Origin of the sequence: Roseovarius sp. (assembly GCF_965228755.1) — a bacterium.
In the GTDB taxonomy this organism is placed as follows: Bacteria; Pseudomonadota; Alphaproteobacteria; order Rhodobacterales; family Rhodobacteraceae; genus Roseovarius.
The window spans coordinates 1,878,058-1,903,864 of record NZ_CBDDIG010000005.1 but is presented as its reverse complement, the minus strand read 5'-3'; the positions used below and the strand labels follow the sequence as shown (position 1 = coordinate 1,903,864).

23 protein-coding genes are annotated in these 25,807 nt (G+C 66.9%); 16 read left to right on the top strand and 7 right to left on the bottom strand.

Going from position 1 to position 25,807, the window contains the following annotated elements:
* Positions 1-58 precede the first annotated feature (58 nt).
* Positions 59-808 (top strand): YebC/PmpR family DNA-binding transcriptional regulator, encoded by a 750-nt coding sequence (locus tag ACO07J_RS13020; RefSeq protein ID WP_422029516.1) that lies wholly within the window; start codon positions 59-61, stop codon positions 806-808.
* Positions 809-1,035: 227 nt separating this feature from the next.
* Here ACO07J_RS13020 and ACO07J_RS13015 read toward each other — a convergent pair whose 3' ends face one another.
* On the bottom strand, positions 1,036-1,923 hold the full coding sequence (locus ACO07J_RS13015; RefSeq protein WP_422029514.1) for a BRCT domain-containing protein: 888 nt from the start codon (positions 1,921-1,923) through the stop codon (positions 1,036-1,038).
* Positions 1,924-2,355: 432 nt separating this feature from the next.
* Positions 2,356-3,243, bottom strand: coding sequence for a LysR family transcriptional regulator ArgP (locus ACO07J_RS13010; protein ID WP_422029512.1), 888 nt, complete (start codon positions 3,241-3,243; stop codon positions 2,356-2,358).
* A 90-nt stretch (positions 3,244-3,333) separates the two neighbouring features.
* Here ACO07J_RS13010 and ACO07J_RS13005 point away from each other — a divergent pair, with 90 nt between their 5' ends.
* The 3 genes from ACO07J_RS13005 to ACO07J_RS12995 all read left to right on the top strand — a co-directional run bounded on the left by ACO07J_RS13005 (position 3,334) and on the right by ACO07J_RS12995 (position 5,277).
* On the top strand, positions 3,334-3,927 hold the full coding sequence (locus ACO07J_RS13005) for a LysE/ArgO family amino acid transporter (protein WP_422029510.1): 594 nt from the start codon (positions 3,334-3,336) through the stop codon (positions 3,925-3,927).
* 109 nt (positions 3,928-4,036) lie between these two features.
* On the top strand, positions 4,037-4,345 hold the full coding sequence (locus tag ACO07J_RS13000; RefSeq protein WP_422029508.1) for a GNAT family N-acetyltransferase: 309 nt from the start codon (positions 4,037-4,039) through the stop codon (positions 4,343-4,345).
* The gene (locus ACO07J_RS12995; RefSeq protein WP_422029506.1) at positions 4,342-5,277 is read left to right on the top strand and encodes a pirin family protein; all 936 of its coding nucleotides are present in this window, start codon (positions 4,342-4,344) and stop codon (positions 5,275-5,277) included. The genes ACO07J_RS13000 and ACO07J_RS12995 overlap by 4 nt, the downstream gene beginning before the upstream one ends.
* 28 nt (positions 5,278-5,305) lie before the next feature.
* Here ACO07J_RS12995 and ACO07J_RS12990 read toward each other — a convergent pair whose 3' ends face one another.
* The gene (locus ACO07J_RS12990) at positions 5,306-6,112 is read right to left on the bottom strand and encodes a GNAT family N-acetyltransferase (RefSeq protein WP_422029504.1); all 807 of its coding nucleotides are present in this window, start codon (positions 6,110-6,112) and stop codon (positions 5,306-5,308) included.
* Positions 6,113-6,264: 152 nt separating this feature from the next.
* On the opposite strand from ACO07J_RS12990, the gene ACO07J_RS12985 reads away from it, so the two are divergent.
* Both ACO07J_RS12985 and ACO07J_RS12980 read left to right on the top strand, forming a co-directional pair.
* Complete coding sequence (locus ACO07J_RS12985; protein ID WP_422029502.1) at positions 6,265-7,191, top strand: DMT family transporter; 927 nt, start codon at positions 6,265-6,267, stop codon at positions 7,189-7,191.
* A 58-nt stretch (positions 7,192-7,249) separates the two neighbouring features.
* A complete protein-coding gene (locus tag ACO07J_RS12980; protein WP_422029500.1) occupies positions 7,250-8,335 on the top strand; it encodes a DUF1036 domain-containing protein in 1,086 nt (361 codons plus the stop codon).
* A gap of 179 nt (positions 8,336-8,514) precedes the next feature.
* Here the strand turns inward: ACO07J_RS12980 and ACO07J_RS12975 are convergent, their stop codons facing one another.
* Together ACO07J_RS12975 and ACO07J_RS12970 are read right to left on the bottom strand one after the other, a co-directional pair.
* Positions 8,515-9,474 (bottom strand): IS5 family transposase, encoded by a 960-nt coding sequence (locus ACO07J_RS12975; protein ID WP_422029498.1) that lies wholly within the window; start codon positions 9,472-9,474, stop codon positions 8,515-8,517.
* Between the two features lie 489 nt (positions 9,475-9,963).
* On the bottom strand, positions 9,964-11,526 hold the full coding sequence (locus tag ACO07J_RS12970) for an ABC transporter substrate-binding protein (protein ID WP_422029496.1): 1,563 nt from the start codon (positions 11,524-11,526) through the stop codon (positions 9,964-9,966).
* Positions 11,527-11,832: 306 nt separating this feature from the next.
* Here ACO07J_RS12970 and betI (ACO07J_RS12965) point away from each other — a divergent pair, with 306 nt between their 5' ends.
* The 4 genes from betI (ACO07J_RS12965) to ACO07J_RS12950 all read left to right on the top strand — a co-directional run bounded on the left by betI (ACO07J_RS12965) (position 11,833) and on the right by ACO07J_RS12950 (position 16,154).
* Positions 11,833-12,423, top strand: coding sequence for a transcriptional regulator BetI (gene betI / locus ACO07J_RS12965; RefSeq protein WP_422029494.1), 591 nt, complete (start codon positions 11,833-11,835; stop codon positions 12,421-12,423).
* Complete coding sequence (betC, locus tag ACO07J_RS12960; protein WP_422029492.1) at positions 12,420-13,934, top strand: choline-sulfatase; 1,515 nt, start codon at positions 12,420-12,422, stop codon at positions 13,932-13,934. The genes betI (ACO07J_RS12965) and betC overlap by 4 nt, the downstream gene beginning before the upstream one ends.
* Positions 13,935-14,047: 113 nt before the next feature.
* Complete coding sequence (locus ACO07J_RS12955) at positions 14,048-15,682, top strand: BCCT family transporter (RefSeq protein ID WP_422029490.1); 1,635 nt, start codon at positions 14,048-14,050, stop codon at positions 15,680-15,682.
* Positions 15,683-15,749: 67 nt separating this feature from the next.
* A complete protein-coding gene (locus ACO07J_RS12950) occupies positions 15,750-16,154 on the top strand; it encodes a universal stress protein (RefSeq protein ID WP_422029488.1) in 405 nt (134 codons plus the stop codon).
* A gap of 112 nt (positions 16,155-16,266) precedes the next feature.
* On the opposite strand, the gene betI (ACO07J_RS12945) is transcribed toward ACO07J_RS12950, so the two are convergent.
* On the bottom strand, positions 16,267-16,854 hold the full coding sequence (gene betI, locus ACO07J_RS12945; protein WP_422029486.1) for a choline-responsive transcriptional repressor BetI: 588 nt from the start codon (positions 16,852-16,854) through the stop codon (positions 16,267-16,269).
* A gap of 160 nt (positions 16,855-17,014) precedes the next feature.
* Between betI (ACO07J_RS12945) and ACO07J_RS12940 the strand changes: the two genes are divergently transcribed.
* The 5 genes from ACO07J_RS12940 (at position 17,015) to ACO07J_RS12920 (ending at position 22,306) form a co-directional block, all read left to right on the top strand.
* Positions 17,015-18,211 (top strand): BCCT family transporter, encoded by a 1,197-nt coding sequence (locus ACO07J_RS12940; RefSeq protein ID WP_422029484.1) that lies wholly within the window; start codon positions 17,015-17,017, stop codon positions 18,209-18,211.
* A gap of 61 nt (positions 18,212-18,272) precedes the next feature.
* Complete coding sequence (betB, locus tag ACO07J_RS12935; RefSeq protein WP_422029482.1) at positions 18,273-19,727, top strand: betaine-aldehyde dehydrogenase; 1,455 nt, start codon at positions 18,273-18,275, stop codon at positions 19,725-19,727.
* A 285-nt stretch (positions 19,728-20,012) separates the two neighbouring features.
* On the top strand, positions 20,013-21,671 hold the full coding sequence (betA, locus tag ACO07J_RS12930; RefSeq protein ID WP_422029480.1) for a choline dehydrogenase: 1,659 nt from the start codon (positions 20,013-20,015) through the stop codon (positions 21,669-21,671).
* Positions 21,672-21,742: 71 nt separating this feature from the next.
* Positions 21,743-21,979 (top strand): YdcH family protein, encoded by a 237-nt coding sequence (locus tag ACO07J_RS12925; protein WP_422029478.1) that lies wholly within the window; start codon positions 21,743-21,745, stop codon positions 21,977-21,979.
* Positions 21,980-22,069: 90 nt separating this feature from the next.
* Positions 22,070-22,306: a YdcH family protein gene (locus ACO07J_RS12920; protein WP_422029476.1), complete on the top strand. Its 237-nt coding sequence runs from the start codon at positions 22,070-22,072 to the stop codon at positions 22,304-22,306.
* Between the two features lie 67 nt (positions 22,307-22,373).
* On the opposite strand, the gene ACO07J_RS12915 is transcribed toward ACO07J_RS12920, so the two are convergent.
* Positions 22,374-23,768, bottom strand: coding sequence for a helix-turn-helix domain-containing protein (locus ACO07J_RS12915; protein WP_422029474.1), 1,395 nt, complete (start codon positions 23,766-23,768; stop codon positions 22,374-22,376).
* Positions 23,769-23,941: 173 nt separating this feature from the next.
* Between ACO07J_RS12915 and ACO07J_RS12910 the strand changes: the two genes are divergently transcribed.
* Positions 23,942-25,768 (top strand): PRC-barrel domain-containing protein, encoded by a 1,827-nt coding sequence (locus ACO07J_RS12910; RefSeq protein ID WP_422029472.1) that lies wholly within the window; start codon positions 23,942-23,944, stop codon positions 25,766-25,768.
* Positions 25,769-25,807 lie beyond the last annotated feature (39 nt).

The following is a 25,807-nucleotide window of genomic DNA, read 5'->3' as shown; positions in this document are numbered from 1 at the left end:
TGATTTATAGACGGTCCGAGCAACTGACATCTGACTGGTATCTGACGGAGCGCACGACATGGCCGGCCATTCCAAATGGGCAAACATCCAGCACCGCAAGGGGCGGCAGGACGCCGTGCGGGCCAAGCTTTTCTCCAAGCTTTCCAAGGAGATCACCGTGGCCGCCAAGATGGGCGACCCGGATCCGGAGAAGAACCCGCGCCTTCGGCTGGTGGTGAAGCAGGCGAAGTCGCAGTCGATGCCGAACGACAATATCGACCGGGCGATCAAGAAGGCGATCGGCGGTGAGGGCGAGGATTACGAGGAGGTCCGCTACGAGGGCTACGGCCCCAATGGCGTGGCGGTGATCGTCGAGGCGATGACCGACAACCGGAACCGGACCGCCTCCAACGTGCGCTCGACCTTCACCAAGAACGGCGGCAACCTGGGCGAGACCGGCTCGGTCGGGTTCATGTTCGAGCGGAAGGGCGAGGTGACCTATCCGGCGGATGTGGGTGATGCCGACACGGTGATGATGGCCGCGATCGAGGCCGGGGCAGAAGATGTGGAATCGAGTGAGGATGGCCACATCATCTGGTGTGCGGATACCGATCTGAACGAGGTGTCGAATGCCTTGGAGGCCGAGCTTGGGGAAAGCGAATCCACCAAACTGGTGTGGAAACCCACCACCACGACCGAGATGGATTTCGAGGGGATGGAGAAGCTGATGAAGCTGATCGACGCGCTGGAGGACGATGACGACGTCCAGCGCGTGACCACGAATTTCGAGGCCTCGAACGAGGTGATGAGCCAGCTTGCGGCGGAGTAAATTCGCGACAGATCGGACCGATCCGGACGGCGCCCCGCGGGGCGCCGTTTTTTGTTGGGGATGGGGCAAAATGCAACGTCGGTATAACGTCGGTATTTTGTCGGTATTGCGTCGGTGCGAATGGACGGGGGCGTTGTTCGGTCGAGTGGTGGGGCGATATCTTGGAAAGATATCGGGTCGAATTCTTTTCAAGAATTTGAGGTGGTTGGGGGTAGGTTGGCCCCCCTCTACGGCGACAGGTGTGCGCGGAGCTGCGCTTCGAGATAGATCCGCGGGCTATGCCCGTCGCCGCGGAGGGCGAGAGCCTTGCCGATCTTCCCGCCGTGGGACTTGTGCGTGTAATGCGGACTGCCCTCGGCGCCGATGATCAGGAAATCGGTTTCGCGGGTGGGGGACTTCTGCACGGTGGCGCCAAGCTCCTCCAGCCGGGCAGTGACCTGGCGCCGCGTGCCGAAGTCGAACACGCCGGTCGGGACGACGCGCCGACCTTCGAACAGGATGGTATCCACCTGGTCGGTGTCGCTTATGACCGGGATCGCCTCGCAGCTGGGGACGCCGGTGTCGGCATAGCTGTCGCCGACGAGGCTGGTGATCAGGTGGCTGATTTCGGCGGCTTCGGGCGGGTCGATGACCTCGTCGCAGAGCGCGTCGCACACCACGTGCCGGAGGGCGGCGATGCGCGGATCGGCGTCGAGGTCGTGGGCGGCGTTGATCCGGCCATGCAGAACCTGCGCCTCGCGCGTGGTGACGATGCCGTCGCAGTTGATACCGGCGCAGAAGCCCAGCAGGCGATTGGCCGCGGATCGGGGGCAGGCGGGGTCTATCTTCCTGCTCCGGACCTCGGCGATCTGGGTGAGCACATCGAGCAGTTCCCCGAGGGTGTCGTGATGGCCTGCGGCGGCCTCGCTCAGGATCTCGGCCGCGTCCTCGTCGCCCACCTGTTTGCAGACAGCCCTGCATTCGGCGAGGAGCGGTTCGAATTCGGTATCCTCGACCCGGCCATTCGCGACTATTCCATCGAGGAACCCGATGAAGAAGCACTCGTTCTTGGCGGTGTTGGCCCTGGCATGGATGGCGTCCAATGCCTCGGATTCGTAGCTCAGTTTGTTTGTCACTCTTGTGCCTCCTTTTTCCTGCGGAGAGGGTGGGAGGACGCGAGTTAACAAAGGGTTAACGGGTTTACAGACGGGAAAAGGGCCGGGGTTTGCAAGAGGGGTATCCGGAAGGCGGTGGAGGTCCCGGCTCGGGGGCCGGGACGTGGTATGGGGGGGTGCGGTTTGGTACACGCCCGGAACAGAGCCGCGCCTTGCCGAGGCGCCGGGCGAGCGGTCGTTCATGAGGCGCCATTGGTTCGAGCCCAATGGACGACGCCGTCCCGGCGGGCAGGCGCTTTGGCGGGGTTGCGTGACGTTTCGGTCTGGGAAGTGCTTGGCGCCATAAAATGCCATCCAGATCCGTCGCAGCGCCTCCCCACGGGCCGGCGCTCGCGCGGCGGGGATGGGTCGCGCAGGGGGCTGATGCCCCGGCCCAGCCCCGGGGCGGGAGAGCTAGACAGGGGCCGCCAGGTGGGTCCGGGCCGCGCGTCTGACCGCCCGCGTCAGGGTGGCCAGGGCGGGGGCCATCAGGCGCGGGGTTTGCCAGTAGAGCGGTGTGTCGATGCGGGTGGCATCGGCCAGCGCCACGAGGCGGCCCGTGGCGAGGTCGTCTGCCACGAGCGGCAGCGGGTTCATGCCCCAGCCGATGCCGAGGCGGCAGGCCTGCACGAAGCCTTCCGACGAGGGCAGGCCGTGGGTCGGCGGGGAGAGGCGGGTGCCGGTGACGCGTTCGATCCAGAGATGCTGGAGCCGGTCCTTGGGGTTGAAGCGCAGCATCGGCGCGCGGGCGAGCGCCTTTGCCGTGACGCCGGCGGCGAAGTGGCGGGCGAGGAAGGCGGGGCTGGCGGTGGCGACGTAGGGCAGGGCGCCGAGGGCCAGCGCATCGCATCCCGGGGCCGGGTCGGGCTGGGCGGTGACGGCGCCGAGGACTTCGCCGCGGCGGAGCCAGTCGGCGGAATGGTCCTGGTCGTCGATGGAAAGCTCGAAGAGGTGATCGGGCAGGTCGGCGAGCGCGTCGAGGAACCACGTCGCAAGGCTGTCGGCGGGGAGCGCAAGGCGGATGCGGGTTTGCGGAGGCGGTGCGAGGGCCGAGAGGTCGCCCGCGAGCTGTGCCTCGAGCAGGGCGACCTGGTCGGCATGGGCGGCGAGGCGACGGCCGGCCTCGGTGCCGGTGCAGGGCTTGGCGCGGGTCACGAGCTGGGCCCCGGCGCGGGTCTCGAGCGCCTTGATGCGTTGCGAGACGGCGGACTGGGTGAGGCCGAGATCGCTGGCCGCCGCTTCGAACCCGCCATGGCGGAGGACGGCGGAGAGGGCGGCGAGCTGGGCGGGGTCGAATTGCATAAGTGATTCTGATGCTGGATAAAGATCATTCGTTTGCGTAATGTGACCCGTCGGGCTAGGCCGGTCAAGCTTTTGACCGGAGGGCAGGACATGCAGGCATATATCGCGGGGTTCGCGCTGGGGTTTTCGCTGATCCTGGCGATCGGAGCGCAGAATGCGTTTGTCCTGAGGCAGGGCTTGCGGAATGCGCATGTCTTCGCCGTGGTCCTGACCTGTGCGCTGTCGGATGCGGTGCTGATCGCGGCGGGCGTGGCCGGGTTCGGGGCGCTGGCGCGGGCGGTTCCGGGGCTGGAGGAGGTGATGCGCTTTGGCGGCGCGGCGTTCCTGTCGTGGTACGGGGCGCGGACGCTTTGGGCCGCGTGGAAAGGGGGCGAGGTTCTGGAGGCGGGCGAGGGCAAGGCCGGGTTGAGGGCGGCGCTTCTGACCTGTCTCGCGCTCACCTGGCTGAACCCGCATGTCTATCTCGATACGGTGGTGCTGCTGGGGTCGGTGAGTGCGCAGTACGGCGACAAGCTTGGTTTCGGCGCGGGGGCGGTGAGTGCCAGTTTCGTCTTCTTCTTCGGCCTGGGCTATGGCGCGCGGGTGCTGGCGCCGGTGTTCCGGCGGCCGGGGAGCTGGCGGGTGCTGGACCTGGTCGTCGGGCTGACCATGTGGGCGATCGCGGCGAAGCTGATCTACCTGTGAGGCGGCGTCTCATCGGCAATGCACAGCCGGTGTGAGACAAGGGCGATTGCGGTTTTGCCCTGCTGTGCTACCTGATTATGGGGGGATCGGCTGGAAAGGGCGCGGCATCATGGATATCGAACATCACACGGACGACGGCAAGGGCCGGTTCACCGCGAGGATCGGCATCGGGCCGGAGGCGGTGATGACCTATTCCGCCGCCGGCAAGGCGCTGATCATCATCGACCACACGGAAGTGCCGGATGTCTATCGCGGACAGGGCGTCGGGCTGGCGCTGGTCGAGCGGGCGGTCGAGTTGGCGCGGGAGCAGGACAAGCAGATCCTGCCGCTGTGCCCGTTTGCCGCCGCGCAGTTCCGCCGTCATCCGGAATGGAGCGACGTGCTGAACCGGGCCGTTCCCAGGGGGCAGGCGGGGTGAGCTGGGCGCCGGGCCTCGAGCCGGGGTGCCCCGAAGCCGGAAAGCTTGACGATATCGAGACGCTGATCGTGCCGCGCGCGCGGGATATCGGCGGGTTCGAGGTGCGCCGCGCCCTGCCGGCGCCCAAGCGGCAGATGGTGGGCCCGTTCATCTTCTTCGACCAGATGGGCCCGGCCGAGTTCCTGACCGGGCAGGGGATCGACGTGCGCCCGCATCCGCATATCGGGCTGGGCACGGTGACGTATCTCTACGAGGGCGAGTTCGAGCATCGCGACAGCCTGGGCACGCACCAGATGATCTATCCGGGCGAGGTGAACTGGATGGTGGCGGGCCAGGGCGTGACCCATTCGGAGCGCACCAGCGCCGCGACGCGGGAAGGGCGGAGCCGGCTTTTCGGGATCCAGACCTGGGTGGCGCTGCCCGAGCGGGACGAGGAGCGTGCCGCCAGTTTCGAGCATCACGGCGAGGCCGCGCTGCCGCTGCTGGAGGGCGAGGGCAAGCGGCTGCGGCTGATCATGGGGCGCGGCTGGGGCGAGCGCGCCCCGGTGGGGACGTTTTCCGACATGTTCTATGCCGACGTGGTGCTGGAGGCGGGCGCGAAGCTGCCCCTGCCGGAGGATCACGAGGATCGCGGGGTGTATGTCACGCAAGGTGCGGTCGAGGTGGCGGGCGAGCGATTCGAGGCGGGCCGGATGATGGTGTTCCGCCCCGGCGACGCGATCACGCTGACCGCCGGGCCGGAGGGCGCACGGCTGATGGCGCTGGGCGGCGAGACGTTGAACGGGCCACGGTACATCTGGTGGAACTTCGTGGCCTCGAGCGAGGAGAAGATCGCGGCGGCGAAGGAGGCCTGGGCGCAGGGCGACTGGGCGCACGGGCGGTTCAGCCTGCCGCCGGGGGATGACGCGGAATTCATACCGCTGCCGGGGTAGGACCGGGGCCCGGTGGCCCCGGCGCCGGTCAGCGCGTGAAGCTCCGGGCGCCGGCGGGCTGGGCGATGCCGGAGCGGACATCGCTGCGCAGGCGGAGGCCGCAGCGTTCGATCATCCGGCAGGAGGCGAGGTTGGTGGTGCGGGCGTATTCCTGCACCCGCTCGGCGCCGAGATCCTTAACCGCCGCCCCGAGGACGAGCGCGTTGACCCGGATGCCGACGCCCCGCCCGCGCATGTCCTCGCGCACGGCGACCAGCCCCGCCCAGGCGGTGGCGTGGTGCGGGCTGTGGCAGTTGTAGGGGAAATAGGTGAAGGCGGTGGCGGCGATCGAGCCGTCGGCGGGATCGGCCAGCACGGCGAGCGCGGCCGGGCCGGCCTCGCCCGAGAGCACCTGGGCCGGGTAGGGGGCGACGCCGCGCCCGGCCATGAAGGCCTGGACCCGTTCGTGGAAGGCGTCCTGCGCGGATGCGGGCGGGAAGAGCGGGACGAGATCGTCGCGGGCGGTGGCGAGAAGGTCGTCGCAGGTGGCCCCGATGGTGTCGCGCGGGCTGTCGAACACGTCCCACCAGGTGATCTCGCAGCCGATGTCGGCGAGGCGCTGCTCGATGTCCGGGCAGGCGTCGACGGGGATCATGCGGAAGGTGATGGCGCCCTCGTCGCGTAGGGTGGCGGCGATCCGGTCCCAGCCCAGCCGGTCGGGATCGTCGGTGCCGGCCATGCGGGCGGCGAAGACGGCGCCCGGCGTGTCGCGGACGCTGTCGGCGGCCGCCAGGGAGGCCGCCTGAAGCTTGCGTTGGGCGGCGCTTCCGTAGAGGCCGCTTGCGGGTTCGGTCATGGCATGTCCGCCTTGGGTGTCGGGACAGTGTAGCATGGTGGGCGCGGAATGCAGGTCTTTCTCGTTGCGGGGGGCGGGGCGGAAAATGGCGCCGGCGGCGGGGTGGGAAAACCCGCTCGACATTTCCCTGCCCGGCACGGTTAATGCGGCGCATGAGTGACGATCCGCCCCCCGCCGCCGCCCAAGGCGCCAACAACCCCGTCGCGGGCGTCTGCTGGATGATCGTGACCGGGCTGCTGCTGGTGGGGGTGACCGCGATGGTGAAGATCCTCGGCACGCGCATCCCGGCGGTCGAGGCGGCGTTCCTGCGGTTCCTGCTGGGTCTGATCTTCGCGGTGCCGATGCTGCTCAGGGCCGGGGAGTTCCGGTTCAGCCGCGGCACCTGGGGCCTGTTCGGCCTGCGGGGGCTGGCCCATATGACGGCGGTGGTGCTGTGGTTCTATGCCATGGCGCGCATCCCGATCGCCGATGTCACCGCGATGAATTACATGTCGCCCATCTATGTCACGATCGGCGCGGCGCTGTTCCTGGGCGAGCGGCTGGCGGCCCGGCGCATCCTTGCGGTCGCGGCAGGCCTGGTGGGGGCGCTGATCATCCTGCGGCCGGGATTCCGCGAGGTCGGGCCGGGGCACCTGGCGATGGTGTTCACCGCCATGATCTTCGGAGCCTCCTACATCATCGTGAAGCTGTTGTCGGAACGGTGCAGCCCCGCGGTGGTGGTGGCGATGCTGTCGATCTCGGTGACGATCTTCCTGGCGCCGCTGGCGGCGTTGAACTGGGTCACGCCGACCTGGACCGAGCTGGGCATCCTGCTGGTGGTGGCGGGGCTGGCGACGGCGGGGCATTACGCGATGACGCGGGCCTTCCAGGCCGCACCGCTGGCGGTGACGCAGCCGGTGACCTTCCTGCAGCTTGTCTGGGCGGTGAGCCTGGGCGCCTTCGTCTTCGGCGAGCCGCTGGACCCCTGGGTGATCGTCGGCGGGCTGGTGATCGTCTCGGCCGTCAGCTTCATCAGCTGGCGCGAGGCGATGCTCAAGCGGCGGGCATTGACGCCGGCGAGTGCGGCGACGAAACTGTAGGGCATTCCGGGCCCCCTGCGCGGGCCTGCAAGGCGACAGTTTTCGGGGGGATTTATTCATGCAACGGTACCTGGCCGGCGCGGTCGCGCTGTCCCTGTGCCCGGTCCCGGCGTCGGCCGGGCTGGAGATCTGCAACGATACGGGCGTGCAACAGTCGGTGTTGGTGGGCTACCGGCAGGGCGATGACTGGGTGTCCGAGGGGTGGTGGAATATCGCGCCCGGCGCCTGTGCCGAGCCGGTGGGAGGAAAGCTCACCAACCGTTACTACTATTACCGGGCGACGGCGGCGGGGCAGCAGTTCCAGGGCGGCGGGTACAGGTTCTGCACGCAAGGGGAGGCCTTTACCATCGTCGGCGACACGGAGTGCGCGGCGCGGGGCTACGAGAGCGCGGATTTCGCGGTGATCGACACGGGCGAGACGGCGGAACGCTTTTCCTTCCGGATGGAGGCGCCGGTGCGGGCCAAGGAGAGCGTGGCGAAGGGGAAATCAGCGCAAGGGTCGGCGCAGGGGACAGCGCAGGCGAGCGCGCAGACGGCGGCGCAGGCGGGCCCGGGGCAGGTGCTGCAAAGCGGGCTGGGCCGGGGGGTGCATGGCGAGCCCTTCACCGACCGGCTGATCTTTCAGGGCTGCGATGTCCACGACGGGTTCGAGGCCTGCAGCTTCATCGCCAACGGGTGGAAGTATTTCGCAGGTTACGACGACCCGACGCCGCGGGCCTTGCTTGCCCGGCTCGAGGCGCTGCCGATCAACACGCCGATGCAGGTGACGGGCGACCTGACCGGGTTTGGCGACAGCACCGCGCAGCTTGCGGTGAGCGAGATCGAGGTGCTGGCGCCGGATGCCCATTCCGGACTGCGGGCGGCCATGCAGGGGAACTGGGTCTCGGCGGACGATCCGAACGAGACGCTCTATATCCAGGGGGCGGAACTGCACAGCTATTACAAGGCGGGGTACCTGGACACGATGTATCTCGACGTGAAGGCGGACTGCCCCGACAGCGCCGGGGCGGGGCCGGTGCTGATCCAGACCAGCGCCCAGCACCGGGACAGTCATTGCTACCTGATCGACAATCTGGCAGGCGGGTGGATGGACCTGATCCTGATGGGGCACGAGGCGATGATCAGCTACCGGAAGGTGGAGTGAGGGGGCGAATTCTTGAAAAGATCTCGGTCCGTTTTCTTTTAAGAGACCTCAGCGAAACGCACGTCTCTCTCGCAGGTGGATGTCCGAGGTGGTTCTGAAGCGGCTACCGCTTTGGCCTGAGCTCTGCCGGGGTTTTCGGTCGACCCGGCCTGTGCGGCTTCGAGGGTATTCGTCTTCGCTCAGCCGTAAAGGGTTCGGAACCGCGCGCCTTTCCACAGGTTCCAGCCGACGGCGGCCAGCCCGGTCAGGATGCGCATCTTCGCAAGCCCCAGGAGCCGTGTCCGGCGCAGGCCCCAGTGCCGTTTCCAGTGCCCGAAGATCGCCTCGAGCCGGGCACGGGTGACACCGATCTCGACGTTGCGGGCCTTGTCCTGCGGGCCCAGCCGTTTGTGCTTCGCGCCGCGCCGCTGCACCCGGTCGGCCATGCCCGTCCGCGCCACCAGCGCCCGGCTGCGCGGGCTGGAATAGGCGCCGTCAGCGTAGAGCGCCGCCTCGTCGCCCACCACCAGATCCTCGAGGCTGTCCACCTCCGCCCGGTTGCCGGGGCTCACCGCCACCCGCCGCACGAACCCGTCCTCGTCGGCATTGACGAAGGCCTGCCAGCCCCAGACCGCCCGCCGGCGGCCCTTCACCGTCAGCTTCACCGCCGAGCCCGCCTCCGGGTCGCGGCGGTCGTAGCCGCTCTGCGCCGCCTCCACCACGGTCGCGTCGATGATCGCGATCCGCCCCTCCGCCAGCACCACGCGGGCCTCCTCCAGCATCGCCACGACCTCGGCCAGAACCGCCTCCAGCCGGTCGCCCAGACGCGCCCGGAACCGCCCCAGCGTCGAGGCCTCGGGCACGCCCTGGTCCAGCTCCAGCCGGCAGAACTTGCGGAACAGGAGGTCCCGCGCCAGCTGCGCGGAAAGCTTCACGTCGCTCAGGTCGTACCACAGCCCCAGCAGCAGCGCCCGAAAGAGCGTCTGCGCCGGATAGCCCGGCCGCCCCGTCTGCCGCCGCTCCTCGCCCCGCGGCAACAGCGCCTCGATCCGGGACCAGTCGATCACCTCCTCCACCGCGTCCAGCGCCCCAAGCGCGGGATGCTCGAAAAGCTCATGGGAGGCGAAAAGGGCGGGCTGGGTGGTGAAGCTCTGTCTCATGGCCAATCATACCACTTCGACGGAAACAGAAGAATCCTCAAAGTTTCGCTGAGGTCTCTTTCAAGAAAACGGCGGTGGCCGGTCGGGCGGTGGGGGAGGTCGTCGGGCGGGGAGAGCTTTGCCGGGCGTGTCGGTAAAGAGTTTTCATGCCTCCGGCGGGGATATTTTCGGCCAGAAGAAGCGGTGGCGGGTCTGGTGGCATGGGGCCGCGTGGTGGGCGGTGGGGGAGAGGGTTTCATGCCTCCGGCGGGGATATTTTCGGCCAGAAGAAGCGGTGGGGGGCTGTTGGCATGGGCCGCGTGGGGGGTGCTCGGGGAGAAGGCTTCATGCCTCCGGCGGGAATAATCGGCGCGGGAAGACGTGCGGGAGGTCCGGTGAGGCGGGTCTGCGCGTCGGGGGGTATGGTCCGGCGGGGGCTGCCATGAGAAAGCCCCGGCGGATCGCTCCGCCGGGGCCTGAAGTTTCATGCGGCCATGGCCGCGCCGGGGCTCAGGAGTTGATCCACCAGCGCTCCATCCAGCGCTCGCCGTCCATGTCCCAGTTCGAGGCCATCTGTTCGGCATGGCCGACATTGTCGCCGGTGGCGAAGACGTAGTTGGCGAACATCGGGATGATCACGCCGCCCTGGTTGGCGACGAGGTCCTGCATCTCGTAATACATCTCGCGGCGCTTGTCCTCGTCGAGCTCGGCGCGGGCGGTGGTCAGCAGCTCCTCGAAGCGGTCGTTGCACCAGAAGCTGTCGTTCCAGGCCGCGCCGCACTGGTAGGCGGTGGCGAACATCTGGTCCTCGACCGGGCGGCCGCCCCAGTAGACGGCGGAGAAGGGTTTCTTCATCCAGACGTCGGACCAGTAGCCGTCCTTGGGTTCGCGCACGACCTTGAGCTCGATACCCGCCTCGGAGGCCGAGTTCTGGAACAGCGTGGCCGCGTCGACCGCGCCGGGGAAGGCGGCGTCGGAGGCCGAGAGGCTGACCGAGACGCTGTCCATCCCGGCTTCCTTGAGGTGCCACTTGGCCTTGTCGGGGTCGAACTCCTTCTGCTCCATCTCGGAGTTGAAGAAGCGCTGGCCCTGGCCGATCGGGTGGTCGTTGCCGACCGAGCCGTAGCCGAACAGGATCTTGTCGACCAGTTCCTGGCGGTTGATGCCGTATTTCAGGGCCTGGCGGACGTTGTTGTCCTTGAACGGGTCGGCGCGGGTGTCCATGGCGAAGGTGTAGTGCTGTGTGCCGGCGATGGACTGGATGTTGACGCCGGGCTTGCGGCCCAGGAGGCCGGCCGCCTTGAGGTCGACCTTGTCGATGGCGTGCACGTCGCCCGAGACGAGCGCGGTGGTGCGGGCGTTGGGGTCGACCACGGCGAGCATCTCGCAGGTGTCGACGAAGGCCACGTCGTCGCGCCAGTGGTTCTCGTTCCGCTCGAAGGAGGAGGAGACGCCGGCGTTGAAGGCGGTCAGCTTGTAGCTGCCGCAGCCGTTGCCCGACTGCCAGTCGATGCTGTCGCCGTCGGCGGGGCAGATCACCAGGTGGTAATCGCTGAGGATGAAGGGGAAGTCGGCATTGCCGCCGTCGAGGGTGAAGACGACCGTGTCGTCCCCTTCGGTGGTGATGTCGGTGATCGGCGCCACGATCGGGCCGGCGGCGGAGGTCGAGTTCTCGCCGCGGTGGAAGTTGATCGAGTTGACCACGTCCTGCACTTCCAGCGCCTTGCCGTCATGGAAGGTCACGCCCTTGCGGATCTTGAACCGCCATTCGGAGGCGTCGTCGGAGGCTTCCCAGCTTTCGGCCAGTTCCGGGATCAGCGAGCCGTCCTGGGCCACTTCGGTCAGGCGGCCGTGGATGGCGAAGCCGAGGGCCAGCATGTAGCCGTTGTCCCACTGGCCGGGGTTGAGCGTGTCGGTGGTGTTGCCGTGGCCCTTGGCGACGCGCAGGTTGCCGCCGCGCTTGGGTGTCTGGGCGAAGGCGCCGCCCAGCGGCAGGGTCGAGGCCGCGGCGGCCGCGACGGTGGTTTTCAGAAATCCGCGGCGGTCGAGAAGGCCGCCCTTGATAAGTGCCATGTCGGTGTCTCCCTGTTGGTTGGTCACTTGCAATATACCGGCCGCGCCATGTTTCGGCGTCGGCGCGTTCTGTCCCGTGGTTCCGGACTGACGGTGCGTTCCGTGTCGTTTAACCCCCGAACATACATTCGATTTTTTGTCGCTGCATGATGCGACGTTAGTATGACGGCTTCCCGGCCTGCAATGAAAAATTGGGTGATCGGGGCCGTTCGGGGGCTGTGGCGTCCCTCCGGTTTTTATTGATTGACGAGTCAATTAAACACGTTTACGCCGGGTGACGCAACAGGTATTTGCGAGGTCCCCGCCATGCCCAAGGTCGGAATGGAACCGATACGCCGCTCGGCCCTGGTCGAGGCGACGATCCACGAGATCGGCGAGCGCGGGACACTCGATGTCACGGTCAGCCAGATCGCCAAGCGGGCGGGGATGTCGAGCGCGCTGGCGCATCACTATTTCGGCTCGAAGGAGCAGATCTTCGCCGCCGCGATGCGCCATATCCTGTCGCTTTACGGCGCCGAGGTGCGTGGCGCGCTGGTGATGGCGAAGACCCCGCGGCAGCGGATCGAGGCCATCGTGCGCGCCAGCTTCTCGCCCCGGCAATTCCGGCAGGAGACGGTGTCGGCCTGGCTCAATTTCTACGTCCAGGCGCAGAAATCGGACGAGGCGAACCGGCTTCTGAACATCTACCAGCGGCGGCTGCGGTCGAACCTGCACTATGCCGTGCGGCAGGTGGCCGGCGCCGAGGGGCGGGTGCTGACGAGGGGGCTCGCGGCGATGATCGACGGGCTCTATATCCGGCAGGCGCTGCGCGCCGATCCGCTGTCCGCCGAGGCGGCGATCGACGTGATGATGCACTATCTTGACACTTTTCTCGAAGAGGGACCCACCACCAAATGAGCAAGCCAAACATCCTGATCTTCATGGTCGACCAGCTCAACGGCACGCTCTTTCCCGATGGCCCGGCGGAGTGGCTGCACGCGCCGAACATCAAGAAACTGGCCGCGCGCTCGACGCGGTTCCGCAATGCCTATACGGCGAGCCCCTTGTGCGCCCCGGGCCGGGCGAGCTTCATGTCCGGGCTGCTGCCGTTTCACAGCCGGGTCTATGACAACGCGGCCGAGTTTGCCGCCGACATTCCCACCTATGCCCACCACCTGCGCCGCGCCGGCTACCAGACCTGCCTGTCCGGCAAGATGCATTTCGTGGGCCCCGACCAGCTGCACGGGTTCGAGGAGCGGCTGACCACCGATATCTACCCCGCCGATTTCGGCTGGACGCCGGATTACCGCAAGCCGGGCGAGCGGATCGACTGGTGGTATCACAACCTCGGGTCCGTCACCGGCTCGGGCGTGGCCGAGATTTCCAACCAGATGGAGTATGACGACGAGGTCGCCTATAACGCCACGCGCAAGGTCTATGACCTGGGCCGGCGGCATGACGACCGGCCGTGGTGCCTGACCGTCAGCTTCACCCATCCGCATGACCCCTACGTGGCGCGGAAGAAGTACTGGGACCTCTACGAGGATTGCGAGCACCTGCTGCCGGAGGTGCCGGCGATGCCCTACGAGGAGCATGACAGCCACTCGAAGCGCATTTTCGACGCCGATGACTGGCGGTCCTTCACCATTTCCGAAGAGGATATCAAGCGTTCGCGCCGGGCGTATTTTGCCAACATCTCGTATCTCGACGACAAGATCGGCGAGGTGATGGAGGCGCTGGAAGGGACGCGTCAGGTGGATGACACGATCATCCTGTTCGTTTCCGACCACGGCGACATGCTGGGCGAGCGGGGCTTGTGGTTCAAGATGAGCTTCTACGAAGGCTCGGCCCGGGTGCCGCTGATGATCTCGGCCCCGTCGATGGAGCCGGGGCTGGTGACGGAGGCGGTCAGCACGATCGATGTCTGCCCGACGCTGTGCGAGTTGGCGGGCGTGTCGATGGACGAGATCGCGCCGTGGGTCGAGGGGCAGAGCCTCGAGCCGCAGGGGCGGGGTGTGAAACGCGAGAACCCGGTGGCGATGGAATATGCCGCCGAGGCATCCTACGCGCCGCTGGTCAGCCTGCGGGAGGGGAAGTGGAAGTTCAACCGCTGCTCGCTCGATCCCGACCAGTTGTTCGACCTGGAGGAAGACCCGCACGAGCTGACCAACCTGGCGGATGATCCGGCCCATGCCGAGACGCTGAAATACTTTGCCGAGAAGGCCGAGGCGCGCTGGGACTTGGAGCTGTTCGACGCGCAGGTGCGGCAAAGCCAGGCGAGGCGCTGGGTGGTGTACGAGGCGCTGCGCCAGGGCGGGTATTACCCGTGGGATTACCAGCCGCTGATGAAGGCCAGCGAACGTTACATGCGCAACCACATGGACCTGAACGTGGTGGAGGAAAACCAGCGCTACCCGAGAGGCGAGTAGGCGACAGGGCGCCGGGCGGGCGAGCCGCCCGGGGCCAGGGACGACGAGGGACCGCCACGGCGAAGATGGCAAAAAGCCACGCGCCGCCGGCACCGCAACAGTGAGGAAACGCAATGCAAGATCAAGTCGACGAATCCCGCCTGAAGATAGGCACGTCCGGCATCTTCCGTGACGTGAACCCGCCGATGGCGACATTGTCGAAGCTCCTGATCCTCGGCTTCGTGCTGATCGGGGTGTTCGCGCCGGAGGCGATGGGCAAGTTCTTTTCCAACGTGCAGACGTGGATCAACGCCAACCTGAACTGGTACTACATCCTGTCGATCGCGATTTTCATCGCCTTCGTGGTCGGGCTTATCTTTTCGCGCTACGGCTCGATCCGGCTGGGCAAGGACGAGGACCGGCCGGAATTCACCACGTTTGCGTGGTTCTCGATGCTGTTCGGGGCCGGCATGGGGATCGGCCTGCTGTTCTGGTCGGTGGCCGAGCCGATGTACCACGTGCAGAACGCGCCCTTCCTCGAGGAGGGGACCGCCAACTCGATGGAGGGGGCGGTGACCGCGATGCAGGTGACCTTCCTGCACTGGGGGCTGCATGGCTGGGCGGTCTACGTGATCGTCGGCATGGCGCTGGCCTATTTCGCCTATCGCAAGGGGCTGCCGCTGACGATCCGGGCGTCGCTGTATCCGATCCTGGGCGACCGGATCTATGGCGCGTGGGGCCACACGGCGGACCTGCTGGCGATCTTCGGCACAGTGTTCGGGGTGGCGACGACGCTGGGGCTGGGGGCCGGGCAGATCCAGGCCGGGCTGAACCACCTGTTCGGCGTGCCGATGGACCCGTGGATCAAGTACCTGCTGATCATGGTGATCTCGGCCATCGCGACGCTGTCGGCGGTGTCGGGCGTAGGCCGCGGCATCAAGATCCTGTCGGAGACGAACATGTGGCTGTCGATCTTCCTGATCCTGGTCTTCATCATCGTCGGGCCGACCGTGTTCCTGCTGGGCTTCTTCATCACCAACGTGGGCGAGTACATCGTCAACGTGATCCCGATGGGCCTGTGGGTGAACCCCGACCCGGAAAGCGGCTGGCAGGGCGCGTGGACCGTGTTCTACTGGGGCTGGTGGATCGCGTGGGCGCCCTTCGTGGGGATGTTCATCGCCCGCGTGTCGCGCGGCCGGACGATCCGGGAATTCGCTGTGGGCGTGCTGATCGTGCCGACGCTGATCACCTTCTTCTGGATGGCGGTTTTCGGGGGCACGGCGCTCTACCAGGAATTCGTGCAAGACGGGGGCATCATCGCCGCGGTGAACGAGGATATCGCGCGGCCGCTGTTCCTGATCATGGACAATTTCGGGCTGGGCTTTTTCGGGAGCTTCCTGAGCTTCGTCGCGCTGATCCTGATCATCACCTATTTCGTGACCTCGTCGGACAGCGGCACGCTGGTGGTGACGACGCTCATTTCGATGGGCAAGGAGGAGCCACCGGTGACCTACCGCGTCTTCTGGGGCTTCGGCGAGGGCGCGGTGGCGGCGGTGCTGCTGGCCTCCGGCGGGCTGGGGGCGCTGCAGACGGCGTCGCTGGCGGCGGGGCTGCCGTTCTCGATCATCATGTTCATCATGATGTGGGGGCTCATTCGCGCGCTGAAGGACGAGCCGCTGGTTCAGCGCCCGGTGCGGGATGCGGCGACGCCCGAGCCCGAGGGTGGACGCCCGGCGCCGGGCCCCGAGGGGATCGCGCCGGCCGAGTGAGCCGGACATGAGACAGGCGGGGCCGCCCGAGTGCGGCCCTGCCACGGCCTGACAAGGAGGGACGGAGATGCATTCGCGAATACTGGTGCCGATCAAGCTGAAACACGCACCGCAATCTGACGAGCTGATGGCCAAGGCGGTGTCGATGGCCCGCGCCGGGGGCGCCGAGATCATCGCGCTGACCGTGGTGCCGGAGATCAGCGACAACCTGAAGGTTCTGCCGGAGGACAGCCTGCCGGATCTGCAGAAGTTCGTGGACGGGCAGGAGACCTCGGGCGTGACGATCAAGTCGGTGGTGCGCACCGGCCAGCCGCACCGGGCGATCCCGCGGGCGGCGGCGGAGTTCAAGTGCGACCTGATCGTGATGAACTCGCACAACCCGCGGATCCGCGATTACGTGATCGGCTCGACCGCCGGGCACGTGGTGATGCACGCCGAGTGCGACGTGCTGGTGGTGCGGCAGAAGACGTAAAGACCGGCCCGGGCAACGCCTCGGGCCCCATTTCCCGGAATTCTCCATGTTCCCGATCCCCGCCGACAGCCAGACCCCGAGGCGTGCGTGCGCCGGCGCCCTGGCGGCGGGCCTAGCCGCGGGCGCCGTCGAGCAGGGTGGCGACCACCTGGCGGGCGGTGTCGCGGGCGCGGGCGGGATTGGTCGGGCGGGGGTTCTGGGCGACTTCGACCCAGATTCCGTCCATGTAGGCCTGGATCGATTCCCGCAGCGGTTCACGCAGCTCGGGCGAGACCAGCGTGCGCAGCTCGGTCCGGACGTGCGACTGTACCCGGAGCCGGTTGATGCGGTGCAGGCGGGACAGGTTCCCGGCATAGGGCGCGTGGGCCCAGAACTGCACCCAGAAAGAGCAGATGCGGGCGGTGAACAGCCGGTCGTCGAAATTGGCGCAGACCACGGCGTAGAGGCGTTCCTCGGGGGTGGTGGCCTGTCGAAGGCGGTCGATCACGCAGTGGCGAAGGGTGGACATCACCCGCCGCATCGCCGCCTCCATCAGCTTTTCCTTGCTGCCGAAATAGTAGTTGATCGAGGCCGCCGAGGCGCCGGCCCGGCGGGCGATATCGGCCATGGTGACGACGGCGAAGCCGGACTCGTGGGTGGCGGTGATCGCGGCGTCGATCAGCTCGTCATGGCGAATATCGCGGATGCGGGTGCGGCTCATGCGGGCATTTTCTTCATTGAGACAGCGAATTCAAGTGCAACCGCCGTTTCAGAATTTAAATAGCCATTCAAATTTTTGTTTCGTGAATCAAGAATAAATGTTAAGGGTCGCTTCCATCTTTTAACGACACGCGCACAGAGCGCGGAAAGGGGAGACGAAGATGGACCTGATCATATCTTTCGGCGTACTGCTGGCCTTCGCGCTGGTGGTGTTTTGCGTGGTGAAGTGGTGGAACCTCAGATGCGTGGGCGTCACGCCCGTGCACCTGTTCACCTTCATCGCGATCCTGTTCACCTCGGGGCTGGACGTGGGGCTGATCATGTTCCCGCTGACCGAGTTCGGCGGCTATGCCGAAGAGCCCGCCTATGCCTTCGCCAACCCGCTGGCGGTGGAGTTCGGCTTCTGGGGCTTCCTGATCTGGGCCTTCTATTTCCTGACATCGTTCTATTTCTGCGTGATCGAGCCGCGGGTGAAGTTCTTCGAAATCCCGGTGGTCAAACTGGTGAACAACGTGGTGATCGTGGGCACCTGTGCCTTTACCGCGTCGCTGTTCCTGATCTACCTGCCGGGCTATATCCCCTCGATCGGGGATGGCGAGACGGTGGTGTTCACCTTCTACGTGATCGTCTTCGCGGTGATCCTGGCGGCGGCCTATTCCTCGACCGACCTGAAATACGTGCGAATCCTCTCGGTCGGCTCGACCGTGGCGTTCCTGCTGCTGATCCTTGGTATGTGGGCCTATGCCGGCATAGGGCTGGGCGAGTTCGGCGGGACGATCTCGAATATCGGCGCCTATTTCGGCAACCTGCACCGGTTCGTGCTGCCGCTGACCGACTATCACGCCTTCTACCTGTTCTGGTGGTTCGCGTGGTCGATCATGATCGGGCAGTTCACCTCGCGCTTCGTGGGCGGGCTGAAGACCTGGCAATTGCTGGCGGCCCTGCTGGTGATCCCGTCGATCCCGCTCGCGCTGTGGTTCTCGGTTCTGTACTACTATCACCTCAACGACATCCCGACCGAGGGGATGATCAACATCACGATGATCGTGGTGGGCGTGACCTTCGTGATCAACTCGCTCGACTCGCTGATCCGGCTTTACACCGACAACCTGTCGCTGACGGTCGAGCGGTTCGGCAAGCTCAAGTACATCGCCGGCAACGTGGCCGTGCTGTTCGCGCTGACGCTGCTGTTCAAGAGCCAGTGGCTGCAGATCCAGTGGATCGGGGCCATCGTCATCGGGCTGTACCTGACCTGCGTGATCTTCATCATCGTCACCAGGGGACGCGAGGTGATGGCGATCGACGGCATGCCCGAGGACCGCGACCTCGATTTCCACAAGGTGGAACGGGCGCACTGATCCAACGCAACACTGCCGCCCCGGTAACCCCGGGGCGGCATCAGACAAGGAAGACCCGGACGTGACAGTTCAACCGCAGGCCAGCCATTTCGTGAATGGCCGTTACATCGAGGATACCGAAGGCGCGGTGATCGAGGTGGTCTATCCCGCCACGGGCGAGGTGATCGCCACCGTGCACGAGGCGACGGCGGCGGTGATCGAGGCGGCCATCGCCTCGGGCCGGGCGGCGCAGGCCGAGTGGGCGACGCTGTCGGGCACCGAGCGGGGCCGGGTGCTGCGCCGGGCGGCGGATATCATGCGCGAGCGCAACCGCGAGCTGTCGGTGCTGGAGACGTGGGACACGGGCAAGCCGTTGCAGGAGACGCTGGTGGCGGATGCCACGAGCGGGGCCGATGCGCTGGAGTATTTCGGCGGGCTGGCGGGGTCGTTGACCGGCGAGCATATCCCGCTGTCGGGGGGCGACTGGGCATACACGGTGCGCGAGCCGCTGGGCCTGTGCGTGGGGATCGGGGCGTGGAACTACCCGACGCAGATCGCCTGCTGGAAGGGGGCGCCGGCCCTGGCTTGCGGGAACGCGATGATCTTCAAGCCGTCCGAGGTGACGCCGCTTTGTGCGCTGAAGGTGGCGGAGATACTGGTCGAGGCGGGGGCGCCTGCCGGGCTTTACAACGTGATCCAGGGGCGTGGCGCCGTGGGCGGGGCGCTGGTGGGGGATCCGCGGGTCGACAAGGTGTCGCTGACCGGGTCGGTGCCGACGGGGCGGAAGGTGTATGCCGCCGCGGCCGCGGGCATGAAGCATGTGACGATGGAGCTGGGCGGGAAGAGCCCGATGCTGGTGTTCGACGATGCGGATGTCGAGGATGCGGTTTCGGGCGCGATCCTGGGGAATTTCTATTCGAGCGGGCAGATCTGTTCGAACGGGACGCGGGTGTTCGTGCAGAAGGGCGTAAAGGAGGCCTTTCTGAATCGGCTGGAAGAGCGGTTGCAGGGCGTCGTGATGGGCGACCCGATGGACGAGGCCACCAACTATGGCCCGATGGTGAGCGAGGCGCAGTTGCAGATCGCGCTGGGCTATGTCGCCAAAGGCATCGAGGAGGGCGCGCGGCTGGTCTGTGGCGGCGAGCGGGCGGCGGGGCCGGGGTGTTTCATGGCACCGACGGTGTTTGCTGACGTCACGGATGACATGACCATCGCGCGGGAAGAGATCTTCGGGCCGGTGATGAGCGTTCTCGACTTTGATGGCGAGGAGGAGGTGGTGGCCCGGGCCAATGCCACGGAGTTCGGGCTGTCGGCGGGGGTGTATACCTCGGACCTGAGCCGCGCGCACCGTGTGATCGGGCGGCTGGAGGCGGGGAGCTGTTTCATCAACTCCTACAACGACGCGCCGGTCGAGGTGCCGTTTGGCGGTGTGAAGGCGTCTGGCGTGGGTCGGGAGAATTCCAAGGAAGCCATCCAGCATTACAACCAGGTCAAGTCGGTCTACGTGCGGATGGGCGCGACGGAGGCGCCGTTTTGATGTGGGGCGAGCGCCTCCGCCCCGGCAGGCCGCCCGCCCGCCCACCCCGTCCTGCCGGGGCGGAGGCGTGCGAGTTGCGGCGTGGTGTGTGTGGCTGGGTTCGGGATTTTGTTGAGAGGCGGTTCAGGGGCAGGTCTGCCCTGAACGCGCCTGATCGAGTGTGTGGGGCGATTCCCCGAAGCCTCAAGGACGAGCCGCGCCAGGGCGCGGTGCCCCGGAGCAAGTCCGGGGCATCCTTGACCCTTCGCGGAATCACCGGGTGTGACCTTGGGGAAGCGAGGTAGGATGGAAGCGGATTACGTGATCGTGGGGGCGGGCAGCGCGGGCTGTGCCATGGCCTACCGGCTGAGCGAGGCCGGGAAATCGGTGCTGGTGGTCGAGCATGGCGGCAGCGATATCGGCCCGTTCATCCAGATGCCGGGCGCGCTGAGCTACCCGATGAACATGAAGCGCTATGACTGGGGCTACCAGTCGGAGCCCGAGCCGCACCTGGGCGGGCGGCGGCTGGCCTGTCCGCGGGGCAAGGTGATCGGCGGGTCGTCGTCGATCAACGGGATGGTCTATGTGCGGGGCCATGCCTGCGATTTCGACCATTGGCGCGCGCAGGGGGCCGAGGGCTGGGGCTATGCCGATGTGCTGCCTTATTACAAGCGGATGGAGAGCTGGCACGATGGCGGGCATGGCGGCGACCCGGGCTGGCGCGGCAAGGATGGTCCGCTGCACGTGAGCCGGGGGCAGATGGCGAACCCGCTGACCCGCGCCTTCATCGAGGCGGGCGGGCAGGCCGGGTACCAGCTGACCGACGACTACAACGGCGAGCAGCAGGAGGGGTTCGGGCCCTTCGACATGACCGTCTGGAAGGGGCGGCGGTGGTCGGCGGCGAATGCCTATCTGAAGCCGGCACTGAAGCGGGAGAATTGCGATATCGTGCGCGGCCTCGTGCAGCGGGCGGTGATCGAGGAGGGCCGCGCCGTGGGGGTCGAGGCGATCGTCGGTGGCCGAAGCCAGGTGATCAAGGCGCGGCGGGAGGTGATCCTTGCGGCGTCGTCGATCAACTCGCCGAAGCTGCTGATGCTGTCGGGCGTGGGGCCGGGGGCGCATCTCAAGGAGCATGGCATCGACGTGGTGGCCGATCGGCCCGGCGTGGGGGCGAACCTGCAGGATCACCTGGAGCTGTATATCCAGATGGCGGCGAGCCAGCCGGTGAGCCTTTACAAGTACTGGAGCCTTTACGGCAAGGCGTGGGTGGGCTTGCAATGGCTGCTGGGCAAGGCGGGGCCGGGGGCCTCGAACCAGTTCGAGAGCTGCGGCTTCATCCGCTCGGATTCCGGGGTGGAGTACCCGGATATCCAGTTCCACTTCCTGCCCATCGCCGTGCGCTATGACGGGCAGGCGGCGGCCGAGGGGCACGGCTTCCAGGCGCATGTCGGCCCGATGCGGAGCGCGTCGCGCGGGAGCGTGACGCTCAGGAGTGCCGATCCGGCCGATGACCCGGTGATCCGGTTCAACTACATGAGCGAGGAGAGCGACTGGGTCGATTTCCGCAAATGCATCCGCCTGACGCGGGAGCTGTTCGAGCAGGAGGCCTTTGCGCCTTTCCGCAAGCACGAGATCCAGCCGGGCAAGGACGTGCAGAGCGATGACGAGCTGGACGGGTTCATCCGCGAACATGCCGAGAGCGCCTATCACCCCTGCGGCACTTGCCGGATGGGGCGGGCGGACGACCCCGGCGCCGTGGTCGACCCGGAGGGTCGGGTGATCGGGGTCGAGCGGTTGCGGGTGGCCGATTCGAGCCTGTTTCCGCGGATCACAAACGGCAACCTCAACGCGCCGTCGATCATGCTGGGCGAGAAGATGGCCGATCATATCCTGGGGCGTAGCCCCCTGCCGCCGGAGAACGCGCAGCCCTGGATGCACCCGGACTGGGAGACGGCGCAGCGCTGAGGCCCGGAACCGGGGGCGGGCCGGGCGCGTTTTTCCTTCAGGCACCAGCACGGTGCCCGAAGGAGGACCCCATGTCGCAACTTCCCAAGGAATTCTACGACGAGTTTCCGGACCACGCCGACCAGATCAAGAGGCTGGAGGTGGAGAACCCGGAATTCCGCGCCAAGGCGCTGCGTTACCACGAGCTGCAGCGCGCCGCCCACCGGGCCGAAATGGACGAGGAGCCGCAATCGCAGGAGGCGGATGTGGAGCTGATGAAGGAGCGCGACACCATGCGCGACGAGCTGATGCGCCATATCATGATCTGATTTCCGCGCGGCGTTTGATCGGTATCAAGGCCGGCGGGGCGGCGCGCGCCTAGGGTTGGAGCGGGTTCAGCCAATGAAGGAGGCGCGCCGATGTCCCATACCCCGCACGAGCTGCACGAGGAATTCCCCGAACACGCGGAAAAGATCACCGCCATGAAGACGCAGGACACGCATTTCGCGCGGCTTGCGGAGGAATATCACGAGGTCAACCGGGCCGTGCACCGGGCCGAGAGCAACGTGGCCCCGGTGGAGGGGCTGGCCGAGGTGGAGTTGCGCAAGAAGCGGGCTTCGTTGAAGGACGAGTTGTACCGGATGCTGTCGGCCTGAACTGCAGGGCCGGAGAGTTACAAGGAAGCGCGTCGCCCCAACGGGCGGCGCGCTTTGCGTTGAGGGGTCAATCCACCGTGTAGGGCAGCACCCCGCGCTCGTCCGGTTCCACCTGCAGCCGCCGTTCCAGTGGCGGCACCGAGCGTTGGTGGCACTGCGTGCGTTCGCAGATGCGGCAGGAGATGCCGATGGGTTCGAACGCCTTGGCGTTGGTGAGGTCGAGGTCGTCGGCATAGACCAGCGCGTCGGCATGGCGGATCTCGCAGCCGAGCGCGATGGCGAAGCGGCGGACCGGGGCGCCGAAGCTGCCGCCGGGTTTGGAGACGTCGCGGGCGAGAGAGATGTAGCGGACTCCGTCGGGGGTTTCGGCAAGCTGGCGCAGGAAGCGGCCCGGCGTCTCGAAGGCGCGGTGGACGTTCCAGAGCGGGCAGGCGCCGCCGAAGCGGGCGAATTGCAGGCGGGTGGCCGAGTGGCGCTTGGTGATGGTGCCGGCCTGGTCGACGCGGACGAAGAAGAAGGGCACGCCCTTGGCGCCGGGGCGTTGCAGGGTCGAGAGCCGGTGGCAGACCTGCTCGATCGAGGCGCCGAAGCTGTTGGCGAGGATCTCGAGGTCGTGGCGGTGCTGTTGCGCGGCCTGAAGGATGGCGGTGTAGGGCATGAGCGCGGCGCCGGCGAAGTAGTTGGCGAGCCCGATCTTGGCGATGGCGCGGGCGGCGTCGGACTGGAAACGGGCGAGGTCGAGCGTGGCCTCCAAGAGCTTGTCCTGCGTGAGCAGCGCGATCTGCAGGAGCATCTGGAAGGTGCGGGTTTCCGGCTCGGCCCGGGAGGAGAGGTGGAGCGTGCGGCTGTCGCGGTCGTAGTGGCGCAGCTTGCCGGTGTCGGTATGGCTGATGGTGATGCCGAGTGAGGCCAGCTTGGCCTCGGCGATCTCGCGCACCGGGCGGGTGCGGTCTGTGCCGGCGAAGCGCTCGGCGGCGCGGTCGACCGCGTCGATATAGTTGTCGCAATAGTGGAAGAAGTCGCGCACCTCGTCCCAGGGGGAGGGCTGCATGCGGCTGTCCTCGCGTCCCAGCGCCTCGTCGAGGGAGGCGAGGCGTTCATGGGTCTGGCGATAGGCGCGGTGCAGGTCGAGGAAGGCCTTGGCCAGCGCCGGCGCGTTCGAGGCCGTCAGGCGCAGGTCGGTCAGCGGCGGCGGGTCGGTGAAGACCGGGTCGGCCAGCGCCTCTCGCATGTCCGAGACCATGCGCTCGGCATCGCCGGTCGACAGCTCGGTCACGTCGAAGCCGAACTCCTGCGCCAGCGCCAGCACGACGGTGGTCGAGACCGGGCGGTTGTTGTTCTCCATCTGGTTCAGGTAGGGCAGCGAGACGCCCAGCTTGGCGGCGAAATCCTTTTGCGTGAGCGCCAGTTTCTGGCGGGTTTCGCGCAGCTTGGCGCCGGCATAGAGTTTCTGGGCGGGCATGGCGCGGCCTTTGCAGTTTCGCGGTTCGCTTATGGTAGATTTGCAAATTGCCGGGCGCAAGCTGCCGTTGCGCCCGCGGCCGGCCCGCGGCGGATGCGGCAGAATTCTCTCAGGAACATTCGGATCGGGGGTTTGGTTGGGACTCCACGGAAGACATTTCAAAGGAGGAACACATGTTATCCCGCAAAGCCAGGCTCGCCGTGACGACCGCACTGACCGTCACGATCGGCGCGCCAGCCGCTGTCGCCCAGGATCGGCCGCAGGAATGCACCCAGCTCGAACAGGTCAGAGCCGAGGCGCCCGACCGGCTGTTCGAGGCCGCCCCGGACGACCGCGCGGATTATGCAAGGATCGTGGAAAGCGGTGAAGCGGCGCAGTGCAACGACGCGCTGACCGAGCTGCGCACGACCGCAGAAGACAATGACATGCAGCTCGCCCAGGGCGAGACCGATGACGAGACCGCGGTGGCCCGCGACTCGGAAACCGCCGAGATGAGCGCCGTCGAGCGTGACCAGACGACGGTTCAGCTGAGCGACGAGGTGACGGTGGAAGGCACCGTCTTTCTTGACCGCGAAGCGCCTTCGGTCGACGTCAATGGCGGCGAGGCCGAGGTCGCGGTGACGCCGGGCCGTGCCGACGTGAGCGTGCAGGAGCAGGCCGCCGAGATCGTGGTGAAGGAAAAGCCGGCCGAGATTACGGTCGAGACCGTTCAGCCGACGATCCGGATCGAACAGCCCGCCCCCGAGATCATCGTCACCATGCCCGAGCCGGGTGTCGACGTGGCGAATGCCGAGCCGCAGGTCGAAGTGCGGCAGGCCGAGCCGGAAGTGACCGTGTCGCAATCGTCGCCTTCGGTGCGGCTTGACCTTCAGGTTGCCGAGGACGTCGAGAACTCGAAAGGTGTCCAGATCGAGGACAGCCGGACCGGCGAGAAATACGCGCAGGGCGAAACCGGCAAGCTTGCCAAGGAAGAGGCTGACGTGCAGCTTTCGCGCGCCGAGCCGACCGTGACGGTCAACCAGCCGGACTCGGAAGAGGACGCATCGCGCGTGGAGATCTCGCGTGCCGAGCCGTCGATCCAGTTCCAGCGGGCCGAGCCGAAGGTCAACGTGACCCAATCCGGCGAGCCGACCGTGGAAGTCACCCGTGCCGGGGAGCCCGAGGTGACGATCAGGCGTGCCGGCGAGGATGGCGATCAGCAGGAAGCGCAGTCTCAGGGTGATCGGCAATCCGGCGAGGACGCGACCGAGCAGGCGTCGGCTGGCCAGAGTGCCCAGGACGACGACGCCGAGCGTGTTGCGCAGTCGGAGAGCGACGAGACCTCCGGCGAGGACGCGACCGAGCAGGCGTCGGCTGGCCAGAGCGCCCAGGACGACGAAGCCGAACGCGTCGCGCAGTCGGAGAGCGAAGAGACCTCCGGTGAGAACCTGACGGAGCAGGCGTCGGCCGGCCAGAGTGCCGAGGACGACGATGCCGAGCGCATGGCGCAGTCGGAGCGCGACGACGCGTCCGAAGAAGGCATCACCGGGAAGGTTTCGACCCAGCAGTCCGACCGGAACAACGACGCCGAGCGCGTTGCGCAATCCGGGAGCGGCCAGGAGGCCGACGACGCGCGGGCCGAAGAGACCGCGAGCCAACAGTCCGAACAGGACAATGGCGAGCAGGTCGCCTCGGACCAGAGCGGCGAGAACCGGGCGGAGGTCGACGGCTATGCCAATGCCGAAGCCGGAAGCTTCACCGCCGAAGAGCTGACGGGCGCCCGGGTCTATGCCCAGCAGGAGCGCGTGGGCGAGGTCTCGGTGGCCGTGGTCGGCGATAGCGCGGCCCAGGTCGAGGATATCGTGATCGATGTCGGCGGCTTCCTCGGGATCGGCGAACGCAGCGTTGCCGTGGCCTTCGACGATGTCGAGATCAAGCGCGCCGAGAATGGCGATGAACTGCGGGTCTACACCGACATGAGCCGCAGCGAGCTGGAGCAGATGCCGGAATACGACGGCTGAACCTGCCTCGTTTCCGTGACGAACCGGGCCGCCCCTTGG

Excerpts from the sequence above, each read along its gene's own strand:
- ACO07J_RS12980 (WP_422029500.1), top strand. The coding sequence starts at position 7,250 with ATGCAACGGTACCTGGCCGGCGCGGTCGCGCTGTCCCTGTGCCCGGTC.
- ACO07J_RS12975 (WP_422029498.1), bottom strand. The coding sequence starts at position 9,474 with ATGAGACAGAGCTTCACCACCCAGCCCGCCCTTTTCGCCTCCCATGAG.
- ACO07J_RS12985 (WP_422029502.1), top strand. The coding sequence starts at position 6,265 with ATGAGTGACGATCCGCCCCCCGCCGCCGCCCAAGGCGCCAACAACCCC.
- betI (WP_422029486.1), bottom strand. The coding sequence starts at position 16,854 with ATGAGCCGCACCCGCATCCGCGATATTCGCCATGACGAGCTGATCGAC.
- ACO07J_RS12910 (WP_422029472.1), top strand. The coding sequence starts at position 23,942 with ATGTTATCCCGCAAAGCCAGGCTCGCCGTGACGACCGCACTGACCGTC.
- ACO07J_RS13020 (WP_422029516.1), top strand. The coding sequence starts at position 59 with ATGGCCGGCCATTCCAAATGGGCAAACATCCAGCACCGCAAGGGGCGG.
- ACO07J_RS13010 (WP_422029512.1), bottom strand. The coding sequence starts at position 3,243 with ATGCAATTCGACCCCGCCCAGCTCGCCGCCCTCTCCGCCGTCCTCCGC.
- ACO07J_RS12990 (WP_422029504.1), bottom strand. The coding sequence starts at position 6,112 with ATGACCGAACCCGCAAGCGGCCTCTACGGAAGCGCCGCCCAACGCAAG.
- betA (WP_422029480.1), top strand. The coding sequence starts at position 20,013 with ATGGAAGCGGATTACGTGATCGTGGGGGCGGGCAGCGCGGGCTGTGCC.
- ACO07J_RS12940 (WP_422029484.1), top strand. The coding sequence starts at position 17,015 with ATGGACCTGATCATATCTTTCGGCGTACTGCTGGCCTTCGCGCTGGTG.
- ACO07J_RS12950 (WP_422029488.1), top strand. The coding sequence starts at position 15,750 with ATGCATTCGCGAATACTGGTGCCGATCAAGCTGAAACACGCACCGCAA.
- betI (WP_422029494.1), top strand. The coding sequence starts at position 11,833 with ATGCCCAAGGTCGGAATGGAACCGATACGCCGCTCGGCCCTGGTCGAG.
- ACO07J_RS13000 (WP_422029508.1), top strand. The coding sequence starts at position 4,037 with ATGGATATCGAACATCACACGGACGACGGCAAGGGCCGGTTCACCGCG.
- ACO07J_RS13005 (WP_422029510.1), top strand. The coding sequence starts at position 3,334 with ATGCAGGCATATATCGCGGGGTTCGCGCTGGGGTTTTCGCTGATCCTG.
- ACO07J_RS12955 (WP_422029490.1), top strand. The coding sequence starts at position 14,048 with ATGCAAGATCAAGTCGACGAATCCCGCCTGAAGATAGGCACGTCCGGC.
- ACO07J_RS12925 (WP_422029478.1), top strand. The coding sequence starts at position 21,743 with ATGTCGCAACTTCCCAAGGAATTCTACGACGAGTTTCCGGACCACGCC.
- betC (WP_422029492.1), top strand. The coding sequence starts at position 12,420 with ATGAGCAAGCCAAACATCCTGATCTTCATGGTCGACCAGCTCAACGGC.
- ACO07J_RS12920 (WP_422029476.1), top strand. The coding sequence starts at position 22,070 with ATGTCCCATACCCCGCACGAGCTGCACGAGGAATTCCCCGAACACGCG.
- ACO07J_RS12970 (WP_422029496.1), bottom strand. The coding sequence starts at position 11,526 with ATGGCACTTATCAAGGGCGGCCTTCTCGACCGCCGCGGATTTCTGAAA.
- ACO07J_RS12915 (WP_422029474.1), bottom strand. The coding sequence starts at position 23,768 with ATGCCCGCCCAGAAACTCTATGCCGGCGCCAAGCTGCGCGAAACCCGC.